Source organism: Pseudomonas sp. FFPRI_1 (assembly GCF_055384485.1).
This window is the reverse complement of record NZ_AP029168.1, coordinates 222,656-247,041: the sequence shown is the minus strand read 5'-3', so window position 1 is coordinate 247,041 and position 24,386 is coordinate 222,656. Positions and strand designations below refer to the sequence as shown.

The 24,386-nt window shown below is 60.6% G+C and carries 24 protein-coding genes; 10 read left to right on the top strand and 14 right to left on the bottom strand.

The genetic code is table 11. The annotated features are described in order from the left end of the window. Positions 1 to 144 precede the first annotated feature (144 nt). Positions 145 to 705 (bottom strand): DNA-3-methyladenine glycosylase I, encoded by a 561-nt coding sequence (locus ACZ5BO_RS01135; protein WP_464697812.1) that lies wholly within the window; start codon positions 703 to 705, stop codon positions 145 to 147. An 81-nt stretch (positions 706 to 786) separates the two neighbouring features. Between ACZ5BO_RS01135 and glyQ the strand changes: the two genes are divergently transcribed. The 4 genes from glyQ (at position 787) to ACZ5BO_RS01115 (ending at position 5,196) form a co-directional block, all read left to right on the top strand. Continuing rightward, a complete protein-coding gene (gene glyQ, locus ACZ5BO_RS01130; RefSeq protein WP_025132111.1) occupies positions 787 to 1,740 on the top strand; it encodes a glycine--tRNA ligase subunit alpha in 954 nt (317 codons plus the stop codon). Beyond that, positions 1,737 to 3,791: a glycine--tRNA ligase subunit beta gene (gene glyS, locus ACZ5BO_RS01125; protein ID WP_025132112.1), complete on the top strand. Its 2,055-nt coding sequence runs from the start codon at positions 1,737 to 1,739 to the stop codon at positions 3,789 to 3,791. The genes glyQ and glyS overlap by 4 nt, the downstream gene beginning before the upstream one ends. 17 nt (positions 3,792 to 3,808) lie before the next feature. After that, a complete protein-coding gene (gene gmhB, locus ACZ5BO_RS01120; RefSeq protein ID WP_025132113.1) occupies positions 3,809 to 4,342 on the top strand; it encodes a D-glycero-beta-D-manno-heptose 1,7-bisphosphate 7-phosphatase in 534 nt (177 codons plus the stop codon). A gap of 83 nt (positions 4,343 to 4,425) precedes the next feature. Then, positions 4,426 to 5,196, top strand: coding sequence for a lysophospholipid acyltransferase family protein (locus ACZ5BO_RS01115; RefSeq protein ID WP_464697809.1), 771 nt, complete (start codon positions 4,426 to 4,428; stop codon positions 5,194 to 5,196). 179 nt (positions 5,197 to 5,375) lie between these two features. On the opposite strand, the gene ACZ5BO_RS01110 is transcribed toward ACZ5BO_RS01115, so the two are convergent. The 4 genes from ACZ5BO_RS01110 to ACZ5BO_RS01095 all read right to left on the bottom strand — a co-directional run bounded on the left by ACZ5BO_RS01110 (position 5,376) and on the right by ACZ5BO_RS01095 (position 10,180). Beyond that, positions 5,376 to 7,697 (bottom strand): CHASE2 domain-containing protein, encoded by a 2,322-nt coding sequence (locus ACZ5BO_RS01110; protein ID WP_464697807.1) that lies wholly within the window; start codon positions 7,695 to 7,697, stop codon positions 5,376 to 5,378. An 18-nt stretch (positions 7,698 to 7,715) separates the two neighbouring features. Further along, positions 7,716 to 8,711 (bottom strand): FecR family protein, encoded by a 996-nt coding sequence (locus tag ACZ5BO_RS01105; protein WP_025132116.1) that lies wholly within the window; start codon positions 8,709 to 8,711, stop codon positions 7,716 to 7,718. A 194-nt stretch (positions 8,712 to 8,905) separates the two neighbouring features. Then, on the bottom strand, positions 8,906 to 9,595 hold the full coding sequence (gene aqpZ / locus ACZ5BO_RS01100; protein WP_025132117.1) for an aquaporin Z: 690 nt from the start codon (positions 9,593 to 9,595) through the stop codon (positions 8,906 to 8,908). A gap of 297 nt (positions 9,596 to 9,892) precedes the next feature. Next, on the bottom strand, positions 9,893 to 10,180 hold the full coding sequence (locus ACZ5BO_RS01095; RefSeq protein WP_025132118.1) for a hypothetical protein: 288 nt from the start codon (positions 10,178 to 10,180) through the stop codon (positions 9,893 to 9,895). A gap of 229 nt (positions 10,181 to 10,409) precedes the next feature. On the opposite strand from ACZ5BO_RS01095, the gene ACZ5BO_RS01090 reads away from it, so the two are divergent. After that, positions 10,410 to 11,138, top strand: a complete 729-nt coding sequence (locus tag ACZ5BO_RS01090) for a response regulator transcription factor (RefSeq protein WP_025132119.1) — start codon at positions 10,410 to 10,412, stop codon at positions 11,136 to 11,138. 17 nt (positions 11,139 to 11,155) lie between these two features. Here the strand turns inward: ACZ5BO_RS01090 and ACZ5BO_RS01085 are convergent, their stop codons facing one another. The 9 genes from ACZ5BO_RS01085 to dnaA form a co-directional block, all read right to left on the bottom strand. Then, on the bottom strand, positions 11,156 to 11,476 hold the full coding sequence (locus ACZ5BO_RS01085) for an immunity protein Imm33 domain-containing protein (protein WP_029978795.1): 321 nt from the start codon (positions 11,474 to 11,476) through the stop codon (positions 11,156 to 11,158). 11 nt (positions 11,477 to 11,487) lie between these two features. Beyond that, positions 11,488 to 11,829, bottom strand: a complete 342-nt coding sequence (locus ACZ5BO_RS01080; protein ID WP_464697804.1) for a hypothetical protein — start codon at positions 11,827 to 11,829, stop codon at positions 11,488 to 11,490. A gap of 23 nt (positions 11,830 to 11,852) precedes the next feature. Then, a complete protein-coding gene (locus ACZ5BO_RS01075; protein WP_464697802.1) occupies positions 11,853 to 12,338 on the bottom strand; it encodes a DUF4265 domain-containing protein in 486 nt (161 codons plus the stop codon). A 128-nt stretch (positions 12,339 to 12,466) separates the two neighbouring features. Continuing rightward, on the bottom strand, positions 12,467 to 12,937 hold the full coding sequence (locus ACZ5BO_RS01070) for a hypothetical protein (protein ID WP_464697800.1): 471 nt from the start codon (positions 12,935 to 12,937) through the stop codon (positions 12,467 to 12,469). Between the two features lie 12 nt (positions 12,938 to 12,949). Beyond that, on the bottom strand, positions 12,950 to 13,465 hold the full coding sequence (locus tag ACZ5BO_RS01065) for an Imm21 family immunity protein (RefSeq protein WP_464697798.1): 516 nt from the start codon (positions 13,463 to 13,465) through the stop codon (positions 12,950 to 12,952). 114 nt (positions 13,466 to 13,579) lie between these two features. Next, positions 13,580 to 15,997 carry a DNA topoisomerase (ATP-hydrolyzing) subunit B gene (gyrB, locus tag ACZ5BO_RS01060; protein WP_025132124.1) on the bottom strand — a complete coding sequence of 806 codons (2,418 nt, stop codon included), beginning with the start codon at positions 15,995 to 15,997 and terminating at the stop codon, positions 13,580 to 13,582. Between the two features lie 4 nt (positions 15,998 to 16,001). Next, positions 16,002 to 17,105: a DNA replication/repair protein RecF gene (recF, locus tag ACZ5BO_RS01055; RefSeq protein ID WP_464697796.1), complete on the bottom strand. Its 1,104-nt coding sequence runs from the start codon at positions 17,103 to 17,105 to the stop codon at positions 16,002 to 16,004. 20 nt (positions 17,106 to 17,125) lie between these two features. Next, complete coding sequence (gene dnaN / locus ACZ5BO_RS01050; protein WP_025132126.1) at positions 17,126 to 18,229, bottom strand: DNA polymerase III subunit beta; 1,104 nt, start codon at positions 18,227 to 18,229, stop codon at positions 17,126 to 17,128. A 38-nt stretch (positions 18,230 to 18,267) separates the two neighbouring features. Next, positions 18,268 to 19,806, bottom strand: coding sequence for a chromosomal replication initiator protein DnaA (gene dnaA / locus ACZ5BO_RS01045; protein ID WP_025132127.1), 1,539 nt, complete (start codon positions 19,804 to 19,806; stop codon positions 18,268 to 18,270). 565 nt (positions 19,807 to 20,371) lie between these two features. Here dnaA and rpmH point away from each other — a divergent pair. The 5 genes from rpmH to mnmE all read left to right on the top strand — a co-directional run bounded on the left by rpmH (position 20,372) and on the right by mnmE (position 24,315). After that, positions 20,372 to 20,506 carry a 50S ribosomal protein L34 gene (gene rpmH / locus ACZ5BO_RS01040; RefSeq protein ID WP_003213577.1) on the top strand — a complete coding sequence of 45 codons (135 nt, stop codon included), beginning with the start codon at positions 20,372 to 20,374 and terminating at the stop codon, positions 20,504 to 20,506. A 16-nt stretch (positions 20,507 to 20,522) separates the two neighbouring features. Next, positions 20,523 to 20,924 (top strand): ribonuclease P protein component, encoded by a 402-nt coding sequence (gene rnpA / locus ACZ5BO_RS01035; RefSeq protein ID WP_218188941.1) that lies wholly within the window; start codon positions 20,523 to 20,525, stop codon positions 20,922 to 20,924. Continuing rightward, the gene (gene yidD / locus ACZ5BO_RS01030; RefSeq protein ID WP_003213574.1) at positions 20,917 to 21,162 is read left to right on the top strand and encodes a membrane protein insertion efficiency factor YidD; all 246 of its coding nucleotides are present in this window, start codon (positions 20,917 to 20,919) and stop codon (positions 21,160 to 21,162) included. Before rnpA ends, yidD begins: the two co-directional genes overlap by 8 nt. Positions 21,163 to 21,164: 2 nt before the next feature. After that, positions 21,165 to 22,865, top strand: coding sequence for a membrane protein insertase YidC (yidC, locus tag ACZ5BO_RS01025; protein ID WP_025132129.1), 1,701 nt, complete (start codon positions 21,165 to 21,167; stop codon positions 22,863 to 22,865). A gap of 79 nt (positions 22,866 to 22,944) precedes the next feature. After that, the gene (mnmE, locus tag ACZ5BO_RS01020) at positions 22,945 to 24,315 is read left to right on the top strand and encodes a tRNA uridine-5-carboxymethylaminomethyl(34) synthesis GTPase MnmE (RefSeq protein ID WP_025132130.1); all 1,371 of its coding nucleotides are present in this window, start codon (positions 22,945 to 22,947) and stop codon (positions 24,313 to 24,315) included. The last annotated feature ends 71 nt before the right edge of the window (positions 24,316 to 24,386 follow it).

The window sequence follows — 24,386 nt, the reverse complement described above, 5'->3', positions numbered from 1 at the left end:
ATCGGTTGATCATGACCTAGTCGCGAGCCGGCTATTCTAACCGGCCGCAACCGGCTGTGTGAAAACCTCGCGAGTGAAGGCAGGCCCTGCCTGTGCCTGTCCCGCAATGGCCTGCTGCCCACGAAGCGACCTGGGCCACGGCGTTCACCCGGCCTGTTGGCCCAGGACGGCGTAGCGATCACAGTCGCGGGTGTGATCCATGACCATGCCCGAGGCTTGCATCTGGGCATAACAGATGGTCGGGCCAACAAAGGTGAAGCCGGCCTTGCGCAGGCCACGGCTCATGGCTTCGGCCTCCGGGGTCACCGCCGGTACTTCGCTGCGGTCCTGGAAATGATTGATCTTCGGTACACCGCCGACGAAGGACCAGAGCAACCCCACCGGGTCGTCCAGCTCCAGCCAGGCCTGGGCGTTGCGCCGAGCGGCATTGAGCTTGAGGCGGTTGCGGATGATGCCCGGGTCCTGCATCAGGTCCTCGATCTCGGCGTCGCTCATCTGCGCCACGCGCTGCACGTCGAAGCCGAACAGCACCTGGCGATAGCGCTCGCGTTTCTTCAATACGGTGATCCATGACAGCCCGGCCTGGAACCCTTCGAGCAATAACAACTCGAACAAGCGCTGCGCATCGCGTAGCGGCACGCCCCACTCCTGATCGTGATAAGCCATGTACAGCGGATCGTCGGAACACCAAAAGCAGCGTGGCATAAGGCTCCAGGGGGCGTGCGCAGGACTGAATCGGGTATACTCCCGCTCCTTAAATCGCAGCCCAAGTAACAGGTGAATTTCGTGAGCCAGCCTACGCCAGCCGTGCGTACCTTCCAAGACTTGATCCTCGCCCTCCAGCAGTACTGGGCCGAGCAAGGTTGTGTGGTACTTCAGCCCTACGATATGGAAGTAGGCGCCGGCACTTTCCACACCGCCACTTTCCTGCGGGCCATCGGCCCGGAAACCTGGAACGCCGCTTATGTGCAGCCCAGTCGTCGCCCGACTGACGGCCGCTACGGCGAAAACCCCAACCGCCTGCAGCACTACTACCAGTTCCAGGTGGTCTTGAAGCCCAACCCGGAAAACTTCCAGGAGCTGTACCTGGGCTCGCTCAAGCACGTGGGCCTGGACCCGCTGGTGCACGATATCCGCTTCGTCGAAGACAACTGGGAATCGCCGACCCTGGGCGCCTGGGGCCTGGGCTGGGAAGTCTGGCTCAACGGCATGGAAGTGACCCAGTTCACCTACTTCCAGCAGGCTGGCGGCATCGAGTGCTACCCGGTGACCGGCGAGATCACCTACGGCCTGGAACGCCTGGCCATGTACCTGCAAGGCGTGGATTCGGTGTACGACCTGGTCTGGGCCGACGGCCCGTTCGGCAAGGTCACCTATGGCGATGTGTTCCACCAGAACGAAGTGGAGCAGTCGACCTACAACTTCGAACACGCCAACGTCGAGAAGCTGTTCGAACTGTTCGACTTCTACGAAAGCGAAGCCAAGCGCCTGATCGAACTGGATCAGCCGCTGCCGCTGCCGAGCTATGAAATGGTCCTCAAGGCCTCGCACACCTTCAACCTGCTGGATGCACGCCGGGCGATCTCGGTGACTGCACGCCAGCAGTACATCCTGCGTGTGCGCACCCTGGCGCGTTCCGTCGCCCAGGCCTACCTGATGGCTCGCGCCAAGCTGGGCTTCCCGATGGCAACCCCGGACCTGCGTGATGAAGTGTTGGCTAAGTTGGAGGCGGCACAATGAGTGCGCAAGATTTTCTGGTTGAACTGGGCACTGAAGAACTGCCACCCAAAGCCCTGAACACCCTGGCCGAGGCCTTTCTGGCCGGCATTGAGAAAGGCCTGCAGAGCGCTGGCCTGAGCTTTCAGGCCAAGCACGTGTACGCCGCGCCACGGCGCCTGGCGGTGCTGATCAGCCAGCTGGACACCCAGCAGCCCGATCGCAGCATCAACCTCGACGGCCCGCCACGCCAGGCGGCCTTCGACGCTGAAGGCAACCCGACCCAGGCCGCCCTGGGCTTTGCCAAGAAGTGCGGCGTCGACCTCAGCGAGATCGACCAGAGCGGTCCGAAACTGCGCTACAGCCAGAGCATCAAGGGCAAGCCCACCGCCAGCCTGTTGCCAACCATCGTCGAGGATTCGCTCAACGACCTGCCGATTCCCAAGCGCATGCGCTGGGCCGCGCGCAAGGAAGAGTTCGTGCGCCCGACCCAATGGCTGGTGATGCTGCTGGGTGACGACGTCATCGACTGCACCATTCTCGCCCAGAAAGCCGGCCGCGACTCCCGTGGCCACCGCTTCCACCACCCGCAAAGCGTGCGCATCACCGCGCCGGCCAACTACCTGGCCGACCTGCGTGCCGCCTACGTGCTGGCCGACGCCAACGAGCGTCGCGAGCTGATCAGCAAGCGCACCGCCGAGCTGGCGACCCTGCAGGAAGGCACTGCCATCGTCCCGGCCGACCTGCTGGACGAAGTCACCGCCCTGGTGGAATGGCCAGTGCCGCTGGTGTGCTCGTTCGAAGAGCGCTTCCTCGACGTGCCCCAGGAAGCCCTGATCACCACCATGCAGGACAACCAGAAGTACTTCTGCCTGCTGGACGTGGACGGCAAGCTGCTGCCGCGCTTCATCACCGTGGCCAACATCGAGAGCAAGGACCCGCGCCAGATCATCGAGGGCAACGAGAAAGTCGTGCGCCCACGCCTGACCGACGCCGAGTTCTTCTTCAAGCAGGACAAGAAGCAGAAGCTCGAAGACTTCAACCAGCGCCTGCAGAACGTGGTCTTTCAGGAAAAACTCGGCAGCGTCTACGACAAGGCCGAGCGGATCTCCAAGCTGGCCGCCTTCATTGCCCCGCGCATCGGCGGCGACGCCCAGCGCGCAGCCCGTGCCGGCCTCCTGTCCAAGTGCGACCTGGCCACCGAAATGGTCGGCGAGTTCCCGGAGATGCAAGGCATCGCCGGCTACTACTACGCCCTCAATGACGGCGAGCCGGAAGATGTGGCCCTGGCCCTCAACGAGCAGTACATGCCTCGTGGCGCCGGTGCCGAGCTGCCAAGCACCGTAACCGGTGCCGCCGTGGCGATTGCCGACAAGCTCGACACCCTGGTCGGCATCTTCGGCATCGGCATGCTGCCCACCGGCAGCAAGGACCCCTACGCCCTGCGCCGCGCGGCCCTGGGCGTGCTGCGGATCCTCATCGAGAAGAAGTTCGACCTCGACCTGAACGACGCCGTGGCCTTCGCCGTCAGCGCCTTCGGCAGCAAGGTCAAGGCCGCCGGCCTGGCCGACCAGGTGCTGGAGTTCATCTTCGACCGCCTGCGTGCCCGTTACGAAGACGAAGGCGTGGACGTAGCCACCTACCTGTCGGTACGTGCCCTGAAGCCGGGCTCGGCCCTGGACTTCGACCAGCGCGTGCAAGCCGTGCAGGCGTTCCGCAAGCTGCCTGAAGCCGCCGCCCTGGCCGCGGTCAACAAGCGCGTGTCGAACCTGCTGAGCAAGATCGAAGGCAATGTGCCGACCACCGTCGAAGCCAAGTACTTCGACAACGCCAACGAGTTCTCCCTGTACTCGGCGATCCAGCAGGCGGACCAGGCTGTACAGCCCATGGCCGCCGCTCGTCAGTACAGCGAGACCCTGGCCCGCCTGGCCGCCCTGCGCGAGCCGGTGGACGCCTTCTTCGAGGCGGTGATGGTCAATGCCGAAGACGCCAAGGTACGGGCCAACCGCTATGCGCTGCTGGCGCGGCTGCGGGGCCTGTTCCTGGGCGTGGCAGACATTTCGGTACTGAGCTGATCAGGTAAGGAACTGCTGTGAAACTGCTGATACTCGATCGTGACGGCGTGATCAATCACGACTCCGATGCCTACATCAAATCGGTGCAGGAGTGGATTCCACTCCCCGGCGCGATCGAAGCCATTGCGCAGTTGAGCAAGGCCGGCTGGACGGTGGCGATTGCCACCAACCAGTCCGGCATCGCTCGCGGCTACTACGACCTGGCCACCCTCGACGCCATGCACGCGCGCTTGCGCGAGCTGGTGGCGGAGCAGGGCGGCGAGGTGGGGCTGATTGTCTACTGCCCCCATGGACCCGATGAAGGGTGCGCCTGCCGCAAACCAAAACCGGGCATGCTGCAGACCATCGCCGCGCATTACCAGGCCGACCTTGCCGGTCTATGGTTTGTCGGTGACAGTCTCGGTGACCTGGAGGCCGCAAAAGCCGTCGACTCTCAGCCAGTTTTGGTAAAGACCGGGAAAGGCGAAAAGACCCTGGGGAAAACCCTGCCGGTAGGCACCTTGATTTTTGACGACCTGGCGGCCGTTGCCGCTGAACTTATCCACAATTAGGCCCCTTCTGGCATCCTGACCAAGGACTGTTCGGGAGAGCGCTTTTTAACAGGCGGGCAATGCCCGCAATGGTAAATGCCGCTATGTCGATCCTGCAGGCCATCAGAACCTTCTTCTTTTACCTGCTGCTGGGTACCTCTTCGCTGCTGTGGTGCTCACTGAGCTTTTTTATCGCGCCGTTCCTGCCGTTCAAGGCGCGCTATCGCTTTATCAACGTCTACTGGTGTCGCTGCGCGCTGTGGCTGACCAAGGTATTCCTGAATATCCACGTGGAAGTGAAGGGCGCGGAAAACGTTCCCGAGCGGCCTTGCGTGATCGTCTCGAACCACCAGAGCACCTGGGAGACATTCTTTCTCTCGGCCTACTTCGAGCCCTTGAGCCAGGTGCTCAAGCGCGAGCTGCTGTATGTACCGTTCTTCGGCTGGGCCATGGCCATGCTGCGCCCCATCGCCATTGACCGCGACAACCCCAAGGCCGCCCTCAAGCAAGTGGCAAGCAAGGGCGACGAATTGCTCAAGGACAATGTCTGGGTGCTGATTTTTCCGGAGGGCACCCGGGTGCCGTTCGGCCAGGTGGGCAAGTTCTCCCGCAGCGGCAGTGCCCTGGCGGTGAATGCCGACCTGCCGGTCCTGCCGGTGGCGCACAACGCCGGCAAGTTCTGGCCCAAGACCGGCTGGGCCAAGCGCCCTGGCACCATCACCGTGACCATCGGCGCACCGATGCATGCCGAAGGCAGTGGTCCCCGGGCCATCGCCGAGCTCAATGACCGAGTGGCCGCCTGGAACGAGCAGGCCCAGCGAGATATGGGCTCATTGCCACAATTGGCCACTTCCACGGATAAGGTTGCTGTATGAGCTTCTGTGGATAACCTGTGTACGATTTTTCTCACAAGGTCTGAAATCAACGTATAAATCACTGATTTATATGTATATTTCTCAAGCTCATAAAATTCGGAAAAACGTGCATAAGTTTTACGGCAGCAAAAAACCGGCCTGGTTGCCGGTTTTTTTTCGCCTGGATGATTTCGCGCCCTTCATTCCTCCAACAGGGGCAATTCAAAACAGAAGCGCGAGCCCCGGCCCACCACGCTGTGACAACTGATATGCCCCTGGTGCCGGTCTACCACCGCCTTGACCATCGACAGGCCCAGGCCCAGGCCGTCGATGCCCTTGGCCGAGGCAAAACGCTGGTACTGGCCGAACAGCAGGGGCAGATCCGCATCCGCAATGCCCTGGCCTTCATCGATGACCTCACAACGCAGCCAGCCTTCGGCGCAGCTGACCTGCACACTCACGGTCGAGCCTGCCGGGCTGTACTTGATGGCATTCTCCAGCAGGTTGAACAAGGCCCGGGTCAGCAACGACTGGTCTGCCAGGACCAGGCTCTCGGCCTCCTCGTCCAGGTCATGTTGCAGGCGGATGTTCTTCAGTTGGGCGAGGGTGGTGGCCTGGTCGAAAGCGTCCAGCACCAGCATGGCAAACATGCTCGGCTGGAACTGATACGCCTCCGACTCGGCCTTGGCCAACTGCACGAAGGCCTCGGTCAGCCCCAGGGCCCGGCGTACCTGCAGTTCGATCTGCCCATAGACCTGCTGGGGCAGCGACGGCTGGTTTCGCTGCACATCCAGCAGGGCCAGGATCGCCGAATGCGGCGCGCGCAAATCATGGGAAAGGAACCGCAGCAGCACACCGCGCTGCTGTTCGGCATCGCGTTCGACGCTGAGGTCGGTCAGGCTCAGCAACCAGCCGATGGCCGCGTCACTGTCCACCGGCAGCAGCGGCGCCAGTTCCATGCGCAGGCTGCGTTGCCGAAGGTCGCGAAACTCCACGGCGGGCAATTGCCCGATACTCGGGTACTGGCTTGGGTCCGCCAGCCCCGGATACCCCAGGGCGGCCAGTTGCGGGATCAGCCCTTCACCCACCAGTGAGTGGGCAAACACTTCCCGGGCATTGCGATTGGCCAGGAGGATTTTTCCATGCGGATCGCTGATCAGGGTCGCTACCGGCAGGTACTCCAGGCCATCAGCGATAAAACGCCGGGTGTCTCGGGTCCGGCTCAAGGCCTGCTCCAGGGCGACAATCTGCCCTTGCAGCACGTCCCCGACCGGTGCCGGGTTGCGGCGCCGCTCCGGCAGCACCTTGGGTTCGCTGTCCAGGCGCTCCAGTTCCCAGCCGAAATAGGCCAGGATCACGCTCAGGCGCCGCCAGTTCCAGATCAGGTAGGCCAGGAGCATGCCCAGGAGACTGGCCACCGGCGACCACCAATAGCCCAAGCGCAACATCAGCACCGACCCCAGCAACGCCAGGCCCATGCACCCCAGGGTTATCCACAGGGCATGGCGCGGGCGCCACAGCAGGAGCCCGAGCAGGGCCGCGGTCAAGGCCATGGACAGCAGCATCCCCGACCATTTGCCCAGGGCCACGATGCTGCGATGCTGCAGCAACCCATTGAGCAGATTGGCCTGGATCTCGACCCCCGGCGTGGTGCCCTGGCTACCGGATTGCGGCGTCACGTAGCGATCCCCCAGTCCCGGGGCGGTGGACCCTACCAGGATCAGCCGATCCCGCAGCAACTGCGCGGGCACCTCGCCACGCAGCACGCTGACATAAGGCACGCTGGGAAAGCCTGCAGCGCCGCTGATAAAGGGAATGCGTACCGGATTGGCCCACAGCCAGCCCTGAGCCACACGGGGCGTCGCCACCCCGGGCAGCGGCGAACTCAGCAATGGGTCCGCTTCAGCCAGTTGGTACAGCATCCACGCCAACTGCGCCTGGGGTGCCTGTTCCGGCCCTTCTTGCAGGTAGACGCTGCGTACCGTGCCATCTGGGTCAGCTTCGGCATTGATATGGCCCAGGCCCCGGGCACAGTTGCGCAGCACGGGCACCGGGAGAATTTCCCCCAGATCCTGGCCATAACGGGCAACGCTTTCGCGCAGTACCGGCAGGAACACGTTGCCGGCGCGACACAGCGCAGCAGCCAACCGAGTGTCGTTTTCCATCGTGCTGCCCGGTTCGCTGAGGATCACATCGAACAGCACGCCCTTGGCCTGCGCCGCCGTCAACCGGTCCAGCAGTTCGCCATGGGTCGACCGTGGCCAGGGCCAGCGCCCCAGTTGCTGAAGGCTGTAGTCATCGATGGTCACCAGCAGGATCCGCGGATCCACCGGCAGCGGGGTAAAGCGCTGCAGCCTGTCATAGAACAGGTTGTTCAGGGCCAGGCCATGACTCAGGGACAACAGCGCCGTCAGCGGCAGCAGAATCAGGCTGACCCACAGCCATTCGCGGATCAACCCGCGAAACAGACGCTGGGCCTGGGTCGCCTCACGGCCGTCGGCCCGGCGGCGCCAGCCGCTCACCAGTTGCCCACCGGCAGGTTATTCAACGCGGGTGGTTCTGGGGTAATAGAAGATGTCATAAACCCCGGTTTCTCCTTCCAGGCCATGCTCGTCGAACGCCGAGAGGCGCACATGATAGAAAAACGCCTTCAACCCAGTGAAGTTGACTTGCGGGGTACTGGAGAACTGCTCTTGCTTGATATTCAGGAAATCCTTGTCGGTGGCCACCTGGGCCCGGTAGCGACGAGCCCCGGGCAAGGGCTGCAAGATCAGTTGCCAGACCGGCAGGGCAGCGACTTGCCCGGCCTGCCCCAGCAGCCGGGGAGCGGCCAGCAGTTCCACCGGTTTCAACTCGCCCTGCTTGTGGATGCGCAAGCCCTGGCGGGCCATGACCTGGACCTCTCCCGGCAGCGGGCCCGCAGCTTTATCCACAACGCCCTTGGCGGAACGTTTCGCAACCTTGCCTGGCAAGGCTTCATCGCGGTTCACCGCCACCTGGCCATTGAGCACTTCCACCAGGGATTGCTGATCGTCGTTACGCACGCGGAAATGCGTGCCACGAACTCCCAGTACGCCCACCGGGGTCACGATCTGGAAGCGATCATGGTCGCTGTCGCGCTTGATCACGTAGGACTCGATCTGCCCCTGCTCCAGGACCACCTGGGGGATGAGGTACTGGCTATTCAGTTGCAGGGTGACCTGGGAACTGGAAGGCAGCACCACCCGTGAACCATCCCCCAGGGACAGGCTGACAAAAGCCGATGGCGAGGTCTTCACGCCCTCTTTCTCATCGATGCTCATACCTTCCTCCAGGGGCACTTCGCGGCCCTTGGCATCCAGCTTCCAGGCTTCGCCGGTGAGGTGCTCGACGGTTGCCGGCAGCGGCTGCCCACGGCATTGCTGGTTGTCATCGATGTAAGGCAGACGCTTGGCAGGGGAGAGGGCGGCACTGGCCTGCGGGGCGCACAGCGCCAGCGCCAGGCCAAACAGAAGCGGGGCGAACATCGACCCCTGGCGAATAGGCAAATAGGTCATGAGGTCATCGGGTCCGTGGTCGCGCTCTTCTGAAGTCCGTGCCATTAGAACTACATTGTTGGCGTTCTGACCATACCTCTCTAGCGAGGTCGGTCCGCAGCGTTCATCCCTGCAGGAACAGCACAACCGCTCTCGAGCGGTCGTGCGTTCATTGCGTGATTCGCCGGCCCCGCACGAGGGGGGCCGGCCTTTCGTCAATCCCGCTCGCTGGCGATCAATCGATACGCCAGGGCGCCCAGGCTTGCACCCAGCAGCGGCGCAATCCAGAACAGCCACAACTGGGACACCGCCCACTCTCCGGCAAAAAATGCCACAGCGGTGCTGCGTGCCGGGTTGACCGAGGTATTGGTGACCGGAATGCTGATCAGGTGGATCAGGGTCAAGGTCAGGCCAATCGCAATCGGCGCAAAACCAGGAGCGGCACGCTTGGCGGTGGCCCCCAGAATGATCAGGAGAAACATGGCCGTCAGCACCACTTCACTCAACAGGGCGGCGAACATCGAGTAGCCACCCGGAGAATGCTCGCCATAACCGTTAGCGGCAAAACCTGCCGAAGCGTCGAAACCGGTCTTGCCCGAAGCGATCAGGAACAATACGCCACCAGCCGCCAGGCCGCCGAGAACCTGAGCGACGATGTAAGGCAGCAGCCGGTTGCCCGGAAAGCGCCCGCCCAGCCACAGACCTACCGAGACCGCCGGATTGAGGTGAGCACCGGAAATGGGTCCTACGGCATACGCCATGGTCAGTACGCTGAGGCCAAACGCCAGGGCGACGCCCAGGTAGCCAATGCCGAACTGTGGAACCCCTGCGGCCAGTACGGCACTGCCGCATCCTCCCAGCACCAACCAGAACGTACCGAAAAATTCCGCGCCGAATGTTTTCATCAGAAGCCTTCACACAAGTTTTGAATAAGAGGGGGTCTACTTCGCCGAGGATCAGCGGGGAGGGGGGGAGACACATCCTTGTGTCGAGTATTACGTCCTGAGGAGGCACTCCTTGTGTTCCCCTGTACGGCAAACCAAAGCGAGCTTCGATCCACCACCGCCAAACCGGCGGATGACACTCCCTGTGTCGGAGCACTTCCGATTGCCCCTGTGTGCCACTCAGCGAGTGAGAATTTACCGGGAGCCAGGAGCCCGGTGTCGCTTTGCAATATTTGTTCAGAATTCTCAGTCCCAGGGTCAAAACACCCAGCGCTGCTGTTCCTGATACACAATCGGCGGTGCCGGTTGCGCGATGTTCGTAGGTGCGAAGCCTCGCGAATCGGCAAAGTCGACCTGGTTCACCGAAGGACTGAAATAGCGCTGGACCGGAAGGTCATAGTGAGAAACCTCCACGATGGCGATCTCCGTGGAGGAAGGTTCAAAGCTCAAGAACGCCGCAAGAGACAGGGTGACGAGTTTCGCCAGGTCCGCTCCTTCGGCACATTTTTTCCACCACACACCCACCGTCCCCGACATGTTGGCCATTGTCCTTTTCCTTGCTCGTTCGAGCCGGTATCGTCCCGCAATGAATGCAGCGCTGAATGGTGCTCCCAACAGCTACCGGCTATTTGATATCAGCGTACCGAGGGAGCAGGAGCCCTAGAGCAATTCGCCACAATTGTTCAGATTCAGGCCTGAGGCCTAAACTTCTCCTGACCCGATCAACACCGGCCACAACCTCGGGCGCTCCCCAAACAACAAGGAACTGCCTCGCATGCGTGTCGCGATACTGGATGACGAACCCGCTGAACTGGCGCGGGTGGAACAGACACTGCGAGAGATACCCGGCCCAGGTGAACAACCCTGGACCCTGCACAGCTTCGGACGGGGTGAGGACCTGTTGCGCCAATTGCGCCGAGAAACCTTCGACCTGCTGATCCTCGACTGGCAACTGCCGGATCTCAGCGGCCTGTCGCTGCTGCGCTGGACCCGCGAGCACATGGATTCGCCCCCGGCCGCCATCATGCTGACCAGCCGCGATGCCGAGAGCGATATCGTCCAGGCCCTGAACACCGGGGCCGATGACTACCTGAGCAAGCCGTTCCGGCCCAACGAGCTCAAGGCCCGAGTCAATGCGGTGCTGCGCCGCCATGGCCTGCAACGCAATCATGGTGAGGAAGTGCTGACCTTCAATGACCTGAGCTTCGACGATGCCGAGCTCACCGTCACCCGCGCCGGCGCCCCCATCAGCCTGACCGAGCGCGAGTACCGCCTGGCCCGCTGCCTGTTCGCCAACCTGGGCCGGCCACTGTCCCGGGAGTACCTGTACGAGCGGTTCTGGACCCACGAGGAAATCGTTTCGTCACGGCCCCTGGATACCCACATCTATCGACTGCGCAACAAGCTCGGGCTGACGGCGGATCGAGGCTGGCAGCTGCTGACGATCTACGGCTACGGCTACCGCCTGGAAAGTGTCGCGGCGCCTGAAGAGCAGGGCACCTGACGGCTAGCGGCTTGCTGTTATTCCGGGTCGCGCCAGACGTCTTCATAGCCGGCGCGGTCGATGATGAAACGCGTCCCGCTCGGCAGATACAGGTAATCGATCACCTGCGGCAACAGCTCGAGCAGATGCTCGGCGCACAGAGGCTGGTAGAAATCCACAGCGGTGGAATGTTCGCCGCAGTGGATAAACCAACTGACCGTGCCGTTCTCCGGCAACTCGACCCGGGTGCCATAGATGGGCGACTGCGCAAGGGAGCCGGTGGCCAGAGCAATCATCGGCTCCGGTGCCTGGGGAGCAAGGTCGTAGCGTTCACAGATAAGCTGCTGTCTTTCGTTCATGGGGCCAGCCATCAAGGGAAAATAGAGAGGGTCCTGCCCAGCGCAAAGACCTGTTCGAGTGCGACCTCGTCATCGCCGTCACCGTCTTCGAAGCACCGGAAACGGCGCCCCCGCAGTGCCGGCTCCAGGCACTGGTACAACGCCGTGGTGCGAAACAGTAGCTCCATCCAGAGCGTATGGTCGCTCTCGCAGGTCAGGCGCAGGTCATAGTCAGCGCTGCTGCCCAGGCCAGGGTCCTTGAACTCGACCACCTGCTCTGCCGCCCGCACACAATCCGCACGGCTGCGCAGCCTGTCCATCACCTGCCGCGCGTCCAGCGGCTCATCAAATACCAGGCGATATTCGTAGCTCATGCTCGTCTTCACTTCGTTCGCGGTCAGCTGTCCAGCCACCAATTGAGCAAGGTCTGGTCATCGTTGTCATCGAGGTTTTTATAGATGTTGGCGTAGTACCACTCAATGCCGGTGGTTTCGCGGAAGCGGTTGAAGAACAGGGCGATGGTGTCCATGCCGTTTCGCGCCGGCACCGACAATGTCAAGTTGCCCTTATGGCGCCCGTCGAGCATGCCGTCCAGTTCGGTCGCCACATCCGCCGCCAGGGCAACAATCAGCTCTTCAGGGATGTGATTCGAATAGATGTGGATGCAGAAGTTGCCGCCACGCTTGAGCACCACGGCGGGGGCCTGCGGGTCCTTGATCGAGATGATGTCGCCCTTGGCCAGGTTCAGCGTCAGCCCGGGGGAGTAGAGAATCTCGTAACTGTCCTCATCGATCCGCCGTACATGCAGCGGCTCATAGACCGGGCCGCGGCTGTTCTGCCCCGCAACCACCCGAATCGACATTTCCTGGTTTTCATCATCCATAACAAATTTCCGAGCGATTGCTGTTTTTACCAAGGGTGAAAAGGGCCGAGCCAGGCTCAGCCGCGTAGCGGGTCAACGCCTCGACAAACAGGTCTGGAAGCACGTGCTGTCGAGTTTTCCATCCCCTCTCACAAAGGCTCCGCCAGGGGCCTCACAAACTGTCCGTGAAAGAAGTTTTCCTCGAAGGAAAATATGACCTCTGCACTGCCCGGCATGACCAGGGCCGTATTCTCATCGGACGGATAGAAAAAGTCGTCCCAGCATTTTATAAAAATATCCTTGGGCACCTGCGCTGCGCAGCATCTGCCCCAGAACAGCCAGAGCCATTCCTCATCCTCCAGGGCCTTGTGGAAAAACCTGGCGCCGTCAGCCCGACGCTTGAAATCCAGAGTGGTCGTTTCGCTGACCTGGAACGTCCCGGCGCTGAGGCGCATCAGGTGCGAAACCGGAATCCACTCATCCCATAGCGCCTGGGACTGCGCCTGCTGGTAGAAGCACAGACGCTGTTTGTCGCTATCGGACAACCCACAATCCCGAGCATTGAACCGCCAGGCAATGGGGTAGCGTTGCTCATCAAAAAGGTAATGCTGCCTATCCATGCATGCCAAACCTCAGTACGGACGGGCCCACTGGCGAGGCACTATCTGGTGGATCATCAGGGCGGTATCGAGCGTGGGCTGGTAGCGGAATGTCGATACATCGCTGTGCGGCGACAGCAGTTGAAGCTGCAGACAAGCCTGTGGATCAAACCGCTCGACCCCATCAAACAGCACCAGCGCGTCGCTTGAGCAATCAATACTCAATCGCTCGATCGGGGTCAGTGCACCAAGCTCAAGCAACTCAAGCTGCGCCAGCACCTCAGCCTCAGATGGGGCGCACATCCATCGGATAATCAGCAAGGCATCGTCTGCTGTGGCAATCGCCGTGTCCAAAGGCTCGTCACCCAGGACAAGAATGTCGCCATCGTCCCCCTCCAGCCGGCCGGCATAGTCATCAATCTGACACGCCCGGTGGTAATCCGAGGGATCACCGTCGAGGCCACGCCACATAGCGGCCAAGCCTTCCCCCATCACCACCAAGGGGCCACCGAAACTGGACAGCCATGGAGAAATCTTGAATCGACTCATAGGCTCCTTGCCTTCCTGTTGAGCAGAACAGCTACCTGAAACACAGACAACGCCATGATGTCCGCGCAAAAAAAAGCCAACGCTAGGCGTTGGCTTTTGAGGTGTCGCTGCGGATCAGAAGTCCAGGTTGGACACCGCCAGGGCGTTGCTTTCGATGAAGTCGCGACGAGGCTCGACCGCATCACCCATCAGGGTGTTGAAGATCTGGTCGGCGCCGATGGCGTCTTCGATGGTCACCTTGAGCATGCGGCGCATGCTTGGGTCCATGGTGGTTTCCCACAGCTGGTCAGGGTTCATCTCGCCCAGACCTTTGTATCGCTGGATGGTGTGGCGCTTGGTGCTTTCGGCCATCAGCCAGTCCAGGGCTTCCTTGAACTCGGTGACCGCTTTCTTGCGCTCGCCACGCTGAACATAAGCGCCTTCGTCCAGCAGGGTGCTCAGTTGCGCGCCCAGGGAAACCACGGTCTTGTAGTCGTTGCTGCCGAAGAAGTCGCGGTTGAAGGTGACGTAGTTGGACAGGCCGTGGGAGATCAGCTCGACCTCTGGCAGCCAGACATTGCGTTCACGGTCTTCGCGCAGGCTGGCCTTGTAGACCAGGCCGGACTTCTCGGAAGTGCGCAGGCGGGCGTCGTACTTGGCCAGCCAATCCTGCATGGCGGCGTGATCGGACAGCTGCTCCAGGCTCACGGCCGGCAGGTAGATGAAGTGCTCGGTCAGCTCCTGAGGGTACAGGCGCGACAGACGCTTGAGGGTCTTCATCACCATGCGGAAGTCGTTGACCAGAGCTTCCAGCGCAGCGCCGGAGATACCCGGTGCTTCGTCGTTCAGGTGCAGGCTGGCATCTTCCAGAGCCGACTGGGTCATATAGTCTTCCATGGCGTCGTCGTCTTTGATGTATTGCTCTTGCTTGCCTTTCTTGACCTTGTACAGCGGCGGCTGGGCGATGTAGATGTAGCCGCGCTCGATCAGCTCCGGCAACTGACGGAAGAAGAAGGTCAGCAGCAGGGTACGGATGTGCGAACCGTCGACGTCAGCATCGGTCATGATGATGATGTTGTGATAACGCAGCTTGTCGATGTTGTACTCTTCGCGGCCGATACCGCAGCCCAGCGCGGTGATCAAGGTGCCCACCTCTTGCGAGGAGATCATCTTGTCGAAGCGAGCCTTCTCGACGTTGAGGATCTTGCCCTTGAGCGGCAGGATCGCCTGGGTCTTGCGGTTGCGTCCCTGCTTGGCGGAGCCGCCAGCAGAGTCACCTTCCACCAGGTAGAGTTCGGAAAGGGCAGGGTCTTTTTCCTGGCAGTCCGCCAGTTTGCCCGGCAGGCCGGCGATATCCAGCGCGCCCTTGCGACGGGTCATTTCCCGGGCCTTGCGCGCCGCTTCACGGGCACGTGCGGCGTCGATCATCTTGCCCACCACCAACTTGGCTTCGTTGGGGTTTTCCAGCAGGAAGTCGGAGAAGTACTTGCCCATTTCCTGTTCGACCGCGGTCTTCACTTCGGAAGACACCAGCTTGTCCTTGGTCTGGGAGCTGAACTTCGGATCCGGCACCTTCACCGAGATAATCGCGGTCAGGCCTTCACGGGCGTCATCACCGGTGGTGGCGACCTTGTGCTTCTTGGCCAGGCCTTCCTGCTCGATGTAGTTGTTCAGGTTACGGGTCAGGGCCGAACGGAAGCCCACCAAGTGGGTGCCGCCGTCACGCTGAGGAATGTTGTTGGTGAAGCACAACAGGTTCTCGTTGAAACTGTCGTTCCACTGCAGGGCGATTTCCACGCCGATGCCGTCTTCACGCTGGATGTTGAAGTGGAACACCTGGTTGACCGCGGTCTTGTTGGTGTTCAGGTATTCAACGAACGCCCGCAGGCCGCCTTCGTACTTGAACAGCTCCTCTTTGCCGCTGCGCTCATCCTTGAGGATGATGCCGACACCGGAGTTGAGGAACGACAGCTCACGAATCCGCTTGGCCAGGACGTCCCAGCTGAAGTGGATGTTCTTGAAGGTTTCCGCCGAAGGCTTGAAGTGGATCTGGGTACCGGTGGTTTCGCTGTCGCCAACGATCTTCATCCGCTCTTGCGGAACACCGTGGACGTAGGTCTGTTCCCAGATCTTGCCGCTGCGGCGCACCGTCAGGATCAGCTCTTCGGACAGCGCGTTCACCACCGACACACCTACGCCGTGCAGACCGCCGGAGACCTTGTAGGAGTTGTCGTCGAACTTACCGCCGGCGTGGAGCACGGTCATGATGACCTCTGCTGCCGAAACGCCTTCTTCTTTATGCACATCCACCGGGATGCCGCGACCGTTGTCGCGCACGGTGATGGATTCGTCCGGGTGGATGATGATGCTGATGTCGTCGCAATGGCCTGCCAGAGCTTCGTCGATCGAGTTATCGACCACCTCGAACACCATGTGGTGCAGACCGCTGCCGTCATCGGTGTCGCCAATGTACATACCGGGACGTTTGCGTACGGCATCCAAACCTTTCAGCACCTTGATGCTGGTCGAGTCGTACGTGTTTTCTTCGCTCATGCCTTCACTCCCGATGGTCGTGGGTCTGGGTGATACGGCCTTGTTCCACGTGGAACAAAGCAACTGGCGTTTCCGTCTGCCAGCCTTCCCTCAATAATTCGTGATCTACACAGGTGATGAACACCTGGCAGCGTAAGTCTTCCAACAAGCGACAAAGTGCGCGGCGGTGCTGCTCGTCCAGCTCGGACGGCAAGTCATCCACCAGATAAATACACTGACCGCGACGGGCCTGGCTCACCAGGTGCCCCTGGGCAATGCGCAAGGCACAGACCACCAACTTCTGCTGGCCACGGGACAAGATGTCCGCGGCGTTGTGTCCACCTAAGCGCAGACGCAAATCAGCACGTTGCGGGCCGGCCTGGGTATGACCCATTTGCTGATCACGGTGCAGGGCGGTCGCGAGGACTTCACTGAGTTCCCGTTCCTTGTCCCAACCACGGTAATAGCTAAGCGTCAGGCCCTCGAGCTCCAACAGTTCGCTCAAGGTCCGCTCAAAGACTGGTTTCAAGGCTTTGATGTAAGCGCGGCGGTATTCATCGATTTCAGCGCTGGCCTGACACAGTTCCCGGTCCCAGGCCGCTTGCGAAGCGGCGTCAAGTGTACCATGCCGCAGCCATGAGTTCCGCTGCCGCAGGGCCCTCTGCAAGCGCTGCCAGGTGGACATGAAGCGAGGTTCCACATGGAACACTCCCCAGTCGAGGAACTGGCGGCGGATCTTCGGAGCGCCTTCCAGCAGGCGGAAGCTGTCCGGGTTGATCAACTGCAGCGGCAGGATTTCGGCCAGTTGCGCCGCACTGCGGGCATTCTGACCGTCGATGCGGATCTGGAATTCCCCCTGGCGATCGCGAGATATCCCCAGGCTACTGTGCCCACCCTGGGCCAATTCCACCTGGCCGAACACCGTGCAGGCCAGCTGCTCGTACTGGATCACTGGCAACAGGCGGGCACTGCGAAACGAGCGGGCAAGCCCCAGCAAGTGGATGGCTTCCAGCACGCTGGTCTTGCCACTGCCGTTGGCGCCGTAGAGAAGGTTGATGCGGGGAGAGGGGGAGAAGGTCACCGGGTGCAGATTGCGCACCGCGGTGACCGAGACGCGACTGAGGGACATCTAGCTTCTGCTGAGCATGATTACAGGCGCATCGGCATGACAACGTAAGCCGAGTCGTCGTTGTCGGATTCCTGCACCAGCGCACTGCTGTTGGAGTCGGACAGGATCAGGCGCACCTGTTCGGTGGTCATCACCCCCAGCACGTCCAGCAGGTAGCTGACGTTGAAGCCGATTTCCAGCGAGCCGCCGTTGTATTCCACGCCTACTTCTTCTTCCGCTTCTTCCTGCTCCGGGTTGTTGGCCTGGATCTTCAACTGACCATTGGCCAGTTGCAGACGGATACCGCGGTACTTCTCGTTGGACAGGATCGCGGTACGGCTGAACGCTTCGCGCAGGGCCTGACGATCGCCCAGCACCAGCTTGTCACCGCCCTTGGGCAGTACGCGCTCGTAGTCCGGGAACTTGCCGTCGACCAGCTTGGAGGTGAAGGTGAACTCGCCGGTGGTGGCGCGGATGTGGTGCTGGCCCAGAACGATGCTGACGATGCCATCGGGCTCGGTGAGCAGGCGCGCCAGTTCCAGGATGCCTTTGCGCGGCACAATCACCTGATGGCGATCAGGCTGGCCGATATCGGCCTGCATCGAGCACATGGCCAGACGGTGACCGTCGGTAGCCACGGCGCGGATAATGCCGGCAGACACTTCCAGCAGCATGCCGTTGAGGTAGTAGCGCACGTCCTGCTGAGCCATGGCGAAGCTGGTGCGCTCAATCAGGCGGCGCAACCGGCTCTGCTCCAGCTGGCAGGTCAGCGAGCCCGGGCCTTCTTCCACAGTCGGGAAATCGTTGGCCGGCAGGGTCGACAGGGTGAAGCGGCTACGGCCAGCCTTCACCACCAGCTTCTGCTCGTCGACCTTGATATCGATCAGGGCGTCATTGGGCAGGCTCTTGCAGATGTCCATCAGCTTGCGCGCGGGAACGGTGATTTCCCCCGGCTCTGCGGGCTCTTCAAGTTGCACACGACCGACCAGCTCGACTTCCAGGTCGGTACCGGTCAGCGACAGTTGCTGGCCTTCGACAACCAGCAGCACGTTGGAAAGTACCGGCAAGGTCTGACGGCGTTCGACGACGCCGGCGACCAGTTGCAGGGGTTTCAACAGGGCTTCGCGTTGAATGGTGAAATGCATGGTCTAGTCCCTTGCCTTAATAAGCTGCGTTGGAATCATCAAGTGGTCAGAGTACGCAGCAGGTTCTTGTAGTCCTCGCGGATGTCCGCGTCGGATTCCTTAAGTTCATTGATCTTGCGGCAGGCGTGCAGGACCGTGGTGTGGTCGCGGCCGCCGAACACATCGCCGATTTCCGGCAGGCTGTGGTTGGTCAGTTCCTTGGACAGGGCCATGGCCACCTGGCGCGGACGAGCCACCGAACGCGAACGGCGCTTGGACAACAGATCGGAGATCTTGATCTTGTAGTACTCGGCGACGGTGCGCTGAATGTTATCCACAGAGACCAGCTTGTCCTGCAAGGCCAGCAGGTCCTTCAGGGATTCACGAATCAACTCGATGGTGATGTCGCGGCCCATGAAGTGCGAGTGGGCGATGACCCGCTTGAGCGCACCTTCCAGTTCACGGACGTTGGAGCGAATGCGCTGGGCAATGAAGAACGCTGCGTCGTGAGGCAGATCGACCTTGGCCTGGTCGGCCTTCTTCATCAGGATCGCCACCCGGGTTTCCAGTTCCGGCGGCTCGACCGCCACCGTCAGGCCCCAACCGAAGCGGGACTTGAGGCGTTCTTCCAGGCCTTCGATCTCCTTCGGGTAACGGTCACTGGTGAGAATCACCTGCTGACCGCCTTCAAGAAGGGCGTTGAAGGTGTGGAAAAACTCTTCCTGGGAACGCTCCTTGCGGGCGAAGAACTGGATATCGTCGATCAGCAAGGCATCGACCGAACGATAGAAGCGTTTGAATTCATTGATCGCGTTGAGCTGCAACGCCTTGACCATGTCCGCCACAAAACGCTCGGAATGCAGGTACACGACCTTGGCATTCGGGTTCTTCTTTAACAGGTGGTTACCCACAGCGTGCATCAAGTGGGTCTTACCCAGGCCGACGCCGCCATAAAGGAAGAGCGGGTTGTAGCCGTGCTTGGGGTTGTCCGCCACCTGCCAGGCCGCAGCGCGGGCCAGTTGGTTGGACTTGCCCTCGACGAAGTTTTCGAAGGTGAAGGTCCGGTTCAGGTAGCTGGTGTGCTTGAGCGCGCCTTCCACCTGCACAGTGCGTTGCTCTGCACGTACCGGAGCCTGTTGCGAGCTGGCGCCCGCCATCGGGTCGAAGCTGTCACGAGAGGGCTCTTCACTGATCTCGGCATTCTTCTGCGCTGCCGCTTTCTTGGCGGGCGCGGCGGAAGGGGCCGGTGTCGGTGCGGGGGCGGCCGGCGCTGCATTGGCCGCGGCGGCCTGCAGGGCTTGAGAAGCCGCCGCGGCCAGCGGGGCATTCGGAGCGGCGCGAGGCGCCGAACTGCGTTTGCTGCCTATTAATAAGGAAAGCGCTGGTGCCATACCGTTGCCGTGCTCATCCAGTAGCTCGAGCACACGCCCCAGGTATTTTTCATTGACCCAATCGAGAACAAAACGATTCGGTGCGTAAACACGCAACTCGTCGCCTTCGGCTTCGACCTGTAGCGGACGGATCCAAGTGTTGAATTGCTGGGCAGGCAGCTCATCACGCAGAAGCTCCACGCACTGCTGCCAAAGTTCCACTGACACGGATATCCCCTAAGTTGAAAGCCGGTGAGGCAAAAACAAGCGGCCATTGTAGCGATCAGCCGTCCACTTATCCACATGTAGCGTGACCTCAGAGCACTAAGAATCAACGCCTTACCCCGAATAAACACGACCAATGGTATGTGCATAAGCTCTGTGGATAACCACGCTTGAGGTCATTGCACAACTCGGGGCGAAACTCTGTGGGTAACTCGCCTGTGGATAACAACACTTTCCACACACAGGTTTTCCGAGGGTGCAGCACAGGCAGGACACCGCTTCTCAACCGTGTTGTCATTCTCTGTACAGCACGAGCTACAAGGGTTAAAGGTAGTTATCCACAGAGGATGGCGTCCCTAGCCTTTATAAGCTTTACAGAAAAGCTTTAAATACTTTCCTTCTTTATTTTTATATTTGGCTGTCCCTGGTTCACAAGCCCGACCTGGACATACATAGATAAAGGAAAAGCTGGTTGGAAATTGACCTAGAGGCTTGCTTTCTCTAGAATCGCCGATCTCTTAAAACGGGGGCCATTCCGGCCCGTTGTGGACGAACCAGGTAACACGACATGAAACGTACTTTCCAACCAAGCACTATCAAACGCGCTCGTACCCACGGTTTCCGTGCTCGCATGGCTACCAAGAACGGTCGCGCCGTCCTGTCGCGTCGTCGCGCCAAAGGTCGTGCGCGTCTGGCAGTTTGATAATCCGGCACTGGAGGTGAGTCAGGACTTCAGTCGGGAAAAGCGTCTGCTTACCCCCCGGCACTTCAAGGCGGTCTTTGACTCCCCTACCGGCAAGGTTCCGGGGAAAAATCTCCTGCTCCTTGCGCGCAACAACGACCTCGATCATCCCCGTCTGGGGCTTGTGATCGGGAAAAAGAGCGTAAAACTCTCCGTTGAGCGCAATCGCCTCAAGCGTCTGATGCGCGAATCGTTTCGCCTCCACCAGGAGTCTCTGGTCGGATGGGACATCGTTATCGTCGCGCGCAAAGGTTTGGGCGATGTAGAAAACCCCGAATTGATTCAGCATTTCGGCAAACTCTGGAAACGTCTGGCACGCAACAAGCCGGAACCAGCGGTGAAATCCGAAACTGTAGGGGTAGACAGTCCTGATGCGTAAACTGGCCCTCGTTCCGATCCAGTTTTATCGCTATGCCATTAGTCCTCTGATGGCCAATCACTGTCGTTTCTACCCCAGTTGTTCCTGCTACGCGTTGGAAGCCATCGAAAATCATGGCCTTCTGCGCGGTGGCTGGCTGACCTTTCGTCGTTTAGGTCGCTGTCATCCGTGGAATCCCGGTGGTTATGACCCGGTTCCACCTATCCCTACCTCCCGTTCTTCTTCGATGGCCGAGTAATCATGGATATCAAACGCACGATCCTGATCGTCGCCCTGGCAATCGTGTCCTACGTCATGGTTCTTAAATGGAACCAGGATTATGGCCAAGCTGCCCTGCCGACTCAGAATGTTGCTTCCAGCACGACCACTCCGGGCTTGCCGGATACGCCAACTGGCACTCCTGCTGCCAACGACGACATCCCGCGTGCAGCCAGTGATACAACTGCACCTGCCGAAGCACCGGTAGCTGTCAGCAAAGATCTCATTCAGATCAAAACGGACGTGCTTGACCTGGCTGTCGATCCACAAGGTGGGGATATCGCGCAACTGCGCCTGCCACTGTATCCACGTCGTCAGGACCACCCGGAAATTCCCTTCCAGCTGTTCGACAACGGCAACGAACGGACTTATCTGGCGCAAAGCGGCCTGATTGGCAGCAACGGCCCGGATGCCAACCCGGCTGGTCGTCCTGTCTACTCCTCGGAGAAGAAAAGTTATCAACTGGCTGACGGTCAGGACCAACTGGTGGTCGACCTGAAGTTCAGCAAGGACGGCGTCAACTACATCAAGCGCTTCACCCTGAAGCGTGGCCTGTATGACATCACCGTTTCCTACCTGATCGACAACGAAAGCGCTCAACCTTGGACCGGTGCGATGTTCGCCCAGCTCAAGCGCGACGCCAGTTCCGATCCGTCCTCCAGCACCGCCACCGGCACCGCGACTTACCTGGGCGCCGCCCTGTGGACAAGTTCCGAGCCGTACAAGAAAGTGTCCATGAAAGACATGGACAAGGTGAACGAGGACAAATCCAAGGCCCCGATCACTGAAAACGTTCAAGGTGGCTGGGTCGCCTGGCTGCAGCACTACTTCGTGACTGCCTGGATTCCGCCAAAAGGCGAGAACAACCAGGTACTGGCGCGCAAGGACAGCAAAGGCAACTACATCATCGGCTACACCGGTCCTTCGCTGACCGTTGCTCCGGGTGCCAAAGCTGAAACCAGTGCCATTCTCTACGCCGGTCCGAAAAGCCAGGCGGTGCTGAAAGAGTTGTCCCCAGGTCTGGAACTGACCGTGGACTACGGTTTCCTGTGGTTCATTGCTCAGCCGATCTTCTGGCTGCTGCAACATATCCACAGCCTGGTAGGTAACTGGGGCTGGTCGATCATTTTCCTGACCATGCTGATCAAGGGGATCTTCTTCCCACTGTCGGCCGCCAGCTACAAGTCCATGGCACGTATGCGTGCAGTGGCACCGAAACTGGCCGCGCTGAAGGAAAAATTCGGCGACGATCGTCAGAAAATGTCCCAGGCGATGATGGAGCTGTACAAGAAAGAGAAGATCAATCCGCTGGGTGGCTGCTTGCCGATCCTGGTGCAGATGCCGGTCTTCCTGTCCTTGTACTGGGTGCTCCTGGAAAGCGTGGAAATGCGCCAGGCACCGTTCATGCTGTGGATTACCGACCTGTCGATCAAGGATCCGTTCTTCATCCTGCCGATCATCATGGGCGCCACCATGTTCATCCAGCAGCAGTTGAACCCGACGCCGCCGGATCCGATGCAGGCCAAGGTGATGAAAATGATGCCTATCATCTTCACCTTCTTCTTCCTCTGGTTCCCTGCTGGTCTGGTGCTGTACTGGGTAGTCAACAACTGCCTGTCGATCGCCCAACAGTGGTACATCACTCGTAAGATCGAAGCGGCTACCAAGAAAGAAGCTGCCTGACCTACGCTGTGGATAACCACACAAGACGCCCCCTAGTGGGGCGTTTTGCTATCTGTCACTTTTGTCTGGATTTGCGGTTATGACTATTCCTCGTGAAACCATCGCTGCCATTGCTACCGCCCAAGGTCGCGGTGGCGTGGGCATCGTACGGATTTCCGGGCCCCTGGCGGGCATGGCCGCCAAGGCCATCAGTGGTCGCGAATTGAAGCCGCGATTCGCTCATTACGGCCCCTTTGTGGGTGAGCAGGGAGAGGTTCTGGATGAAGGCATTGCCTTGTATTTCCCGGGGCCGAACTCCTTCACCGGCGAAGATGTACTGGAGCTCCAGGGGCACGGCGGTCCCGTTGTCCTAGATATGCTGCTGCAGCGTTGCCTCGGCCTGGGTTGTCGCCTGGCCCGACCAGGGGAATTCAGCGAACGCGCGTTTCTCAACGACAAGCTCGACCTGGCCCAGGCCGAAGCCATCGCCGACCTGATCGAGGCCAGTTCTGCACAAGCTGCGCGCAATGCCCTGCGTTCGCTGCAAGGCGCGTTTTCCCAGCGTGTGCATAACTTGACCGAGCAACTGATCGCCCTGCGGATCTATGTCGAAGCGGCCATCGATTTCCCCGAGGAGGAAATCGACTTCCTCGCCGATGGCCACGTGCTGACCATGCTCGATGCGGTTCGCGATGAGTTATCCACAGTACTGCGGGAGGCCGGGCAGGGGGCCTTGCTTCGTGACGGCATGACCGTGGTGATCGCCGGGCGCCCGAACGCTGGCAAATCCAGCCTGCTCAATGCCCTGGCCGGGCGCGAGGCTGCCATCGTTACCGATATCGCCGGCACTACCCGGGACATTCTGCGCGAACATATCCACATCGACGGCATGCCCTTGCACGTAGTGGATACCGCCGGATTGCGGGATACCGAGGATCAAGTGGAAAAGATTGGCGTCGAACGTGCGCTCAAGGCTATCCGCGAGGCTGATCGGGTACTGCTGGTGGTGGATGCCACGGCTGCCGAGGCAGCAGATCCCTTCGCCCTGTGGCCGGAGTTTCTCGAGCAGCGCCCGGATCCGGCCAAGGTCACCCTGATCCGCAACAAGGCCGACCTCACGGGCGAACCCATCGCCCTGGAAACCTGTGACGACGGCCATGTCACCATCAGCCTCAGTGCCATGTCGGCCGACACCGGGCTGGAGTTGCTGCGCGATCACCTGAAAGCCTGCATGGGGTACGAACAAACCTCTGAAAGCAGCTTCAGTGCTCGACGCAGGCACTTAGAAGCCTTGCGCTATGCCAGCGCCGCGCTGGAGCATGGCCGCGCGCAACTGACCCTGGCGGGGGCGGGCGAACTGCTGGCCGAGGATCTGCGTCAGGCCCAGCAGTCCCTGGGGGAAATCACTGGAGCCTTCAGCTCCGACGATCTGCTGGGGCGTATTTTCTCCAGCTTCTGCATCGGTAAATGACTTTTCAAAGCGTCCTGCAAGCGCGGCGATGCCGCGCGACCAACTGAACCACGGTCCTGGCGCTGCAGGAC

Bases quoted from the DNA above. Each gene is read 5' to 3' on its own strand.
- dnaN (WP_025132126.1), bottom strand. From the start codon at position 18,229: ATGCATTTCACCATTCAACGCGAAGCCCTGTTGAAACCCCTGCAACTG.
- ACZ5BO_RS01085 (WP_029978795.1), bottom strand. From the start codon at position 11,476: ATGAACGAAAGACAGCAGCTTATCTGTGAACGCTACGACCTTGCTCCC.
- mnmE (WP_025132130.1), top strand. From the start codon at position 22,945: ATGACTATTCCTCGTGAAACCATCGCTGCCATTGCTACCGCCCAAGGT.
- yidC (WP_025132129.1), top strand. From the start codon at position 21,165: ATGGATATCAAACGCACGATCCTGATCGTCGCCCTGGCAATCGTGTCC.
- ACZ5BO_RS01135 (WP_464697812.1), bottom strand. From the start codon at position 705: ATGCCACGCTGCTTTTGGTGTTCCGACGATCCGCTGTACATGGCTTAT.
- aqpZ (WP_025132117.1), bottom strand. From the start codon at position 9,595: ATGAAAACATTCGGCGCGGAATTTTTCGGTACGTTCTGGTTGGTGCTG.
- ACZ5BO_RS01095 (WP_025132118.1), bottom strand. From the start codon at position 10,180: ATGGCCAACATGTCGGGGACGGTGGGTGTGTGGTGGAAAAAATGTGCC.
- ACZ5BO_RS01065 (WP_464697798.1), bottom strand. From the start codon at position 13,465: ATGAGTCGATTCAAGATTTCTCCATGGCTGTCCAGTTTCGGTGGCCCC.
- recF (WP_464697796.1), bottom strand. From the start codon at position 17,105: ATGTCCCTCAGTCGCGTCTCGGTCACCGCGGTGCGCAATCTGCACCCG.
- ACZ5BO_RS01090 (WP_025132119.1), top strand. From the start codon at position 10,410: ATGCGTGTCGCGATACTGGATGACGAACCCGCTGAACTGGCGCGGGTG.
- gyrB (WP_025132124.1), bottom strand. From the start codon at position 15,997: ATGAGCGAAGAAAACACGTACGACTCGACCAGCATCAAGGTGCTGAAA.
- ACZ5BO_RS01115 (WP_464697809.1), top strand. From the start codon at position 4,426: ATGTCGATCCTGCAGGCCATCAGAACCTTCTTCTTTTACCTGCTGCTG.
- ACZ5BO_RS01070 (WP_464697800.1), bottom strand. From the start codon at position 12,937: ATGGATAGGCAGCATTACCTTTTTGATGAGCAACGCTACCCCATTGCC.
- ACZ5BO_RS01075 (WP_464697802.1), bottom strand. From the start codon at position 12,338: ATGGATGATGAAAACCAGGAAATGTCGATTCGGGTGGTTGCGGGGCAG.
- rpmH (WP_003213577.1), top strand. From the start codon at position 20,372: ATGAAACGTACTTTCCAACCAAGCACTATCAAACGCGCTCGTACCCAC.
- ACZ5BO_RS01105 (WP_025132116.1), bottom strand. From the start codon at position 8,711: ATGACCTATTTGCCTATTCGCCAGGGGTCGATGTTCGCCCCGCTTCTG.
- ACZ5BO_RS01080 (WP_464697804.1), bottom strand. From the start codon at position 11,829: ATGAGCTACGAATATCGCCTGGTATTTGATGAGCCGCTGGACGCGCGG.
- yidD (WP_003213574.1), top strand. From the start codon at position 20,917: ATGCGTAAACTGGCCCTCGTTCCGATCCAGTTTTATCGCTATGCCATT.
- glyS (WP_025132112.1), top strand. From the start codon at position 1,737: ATGAGTGCGCAAGATTTTCTGGTTGAACTGGGCACTGAAGAACTGCCA.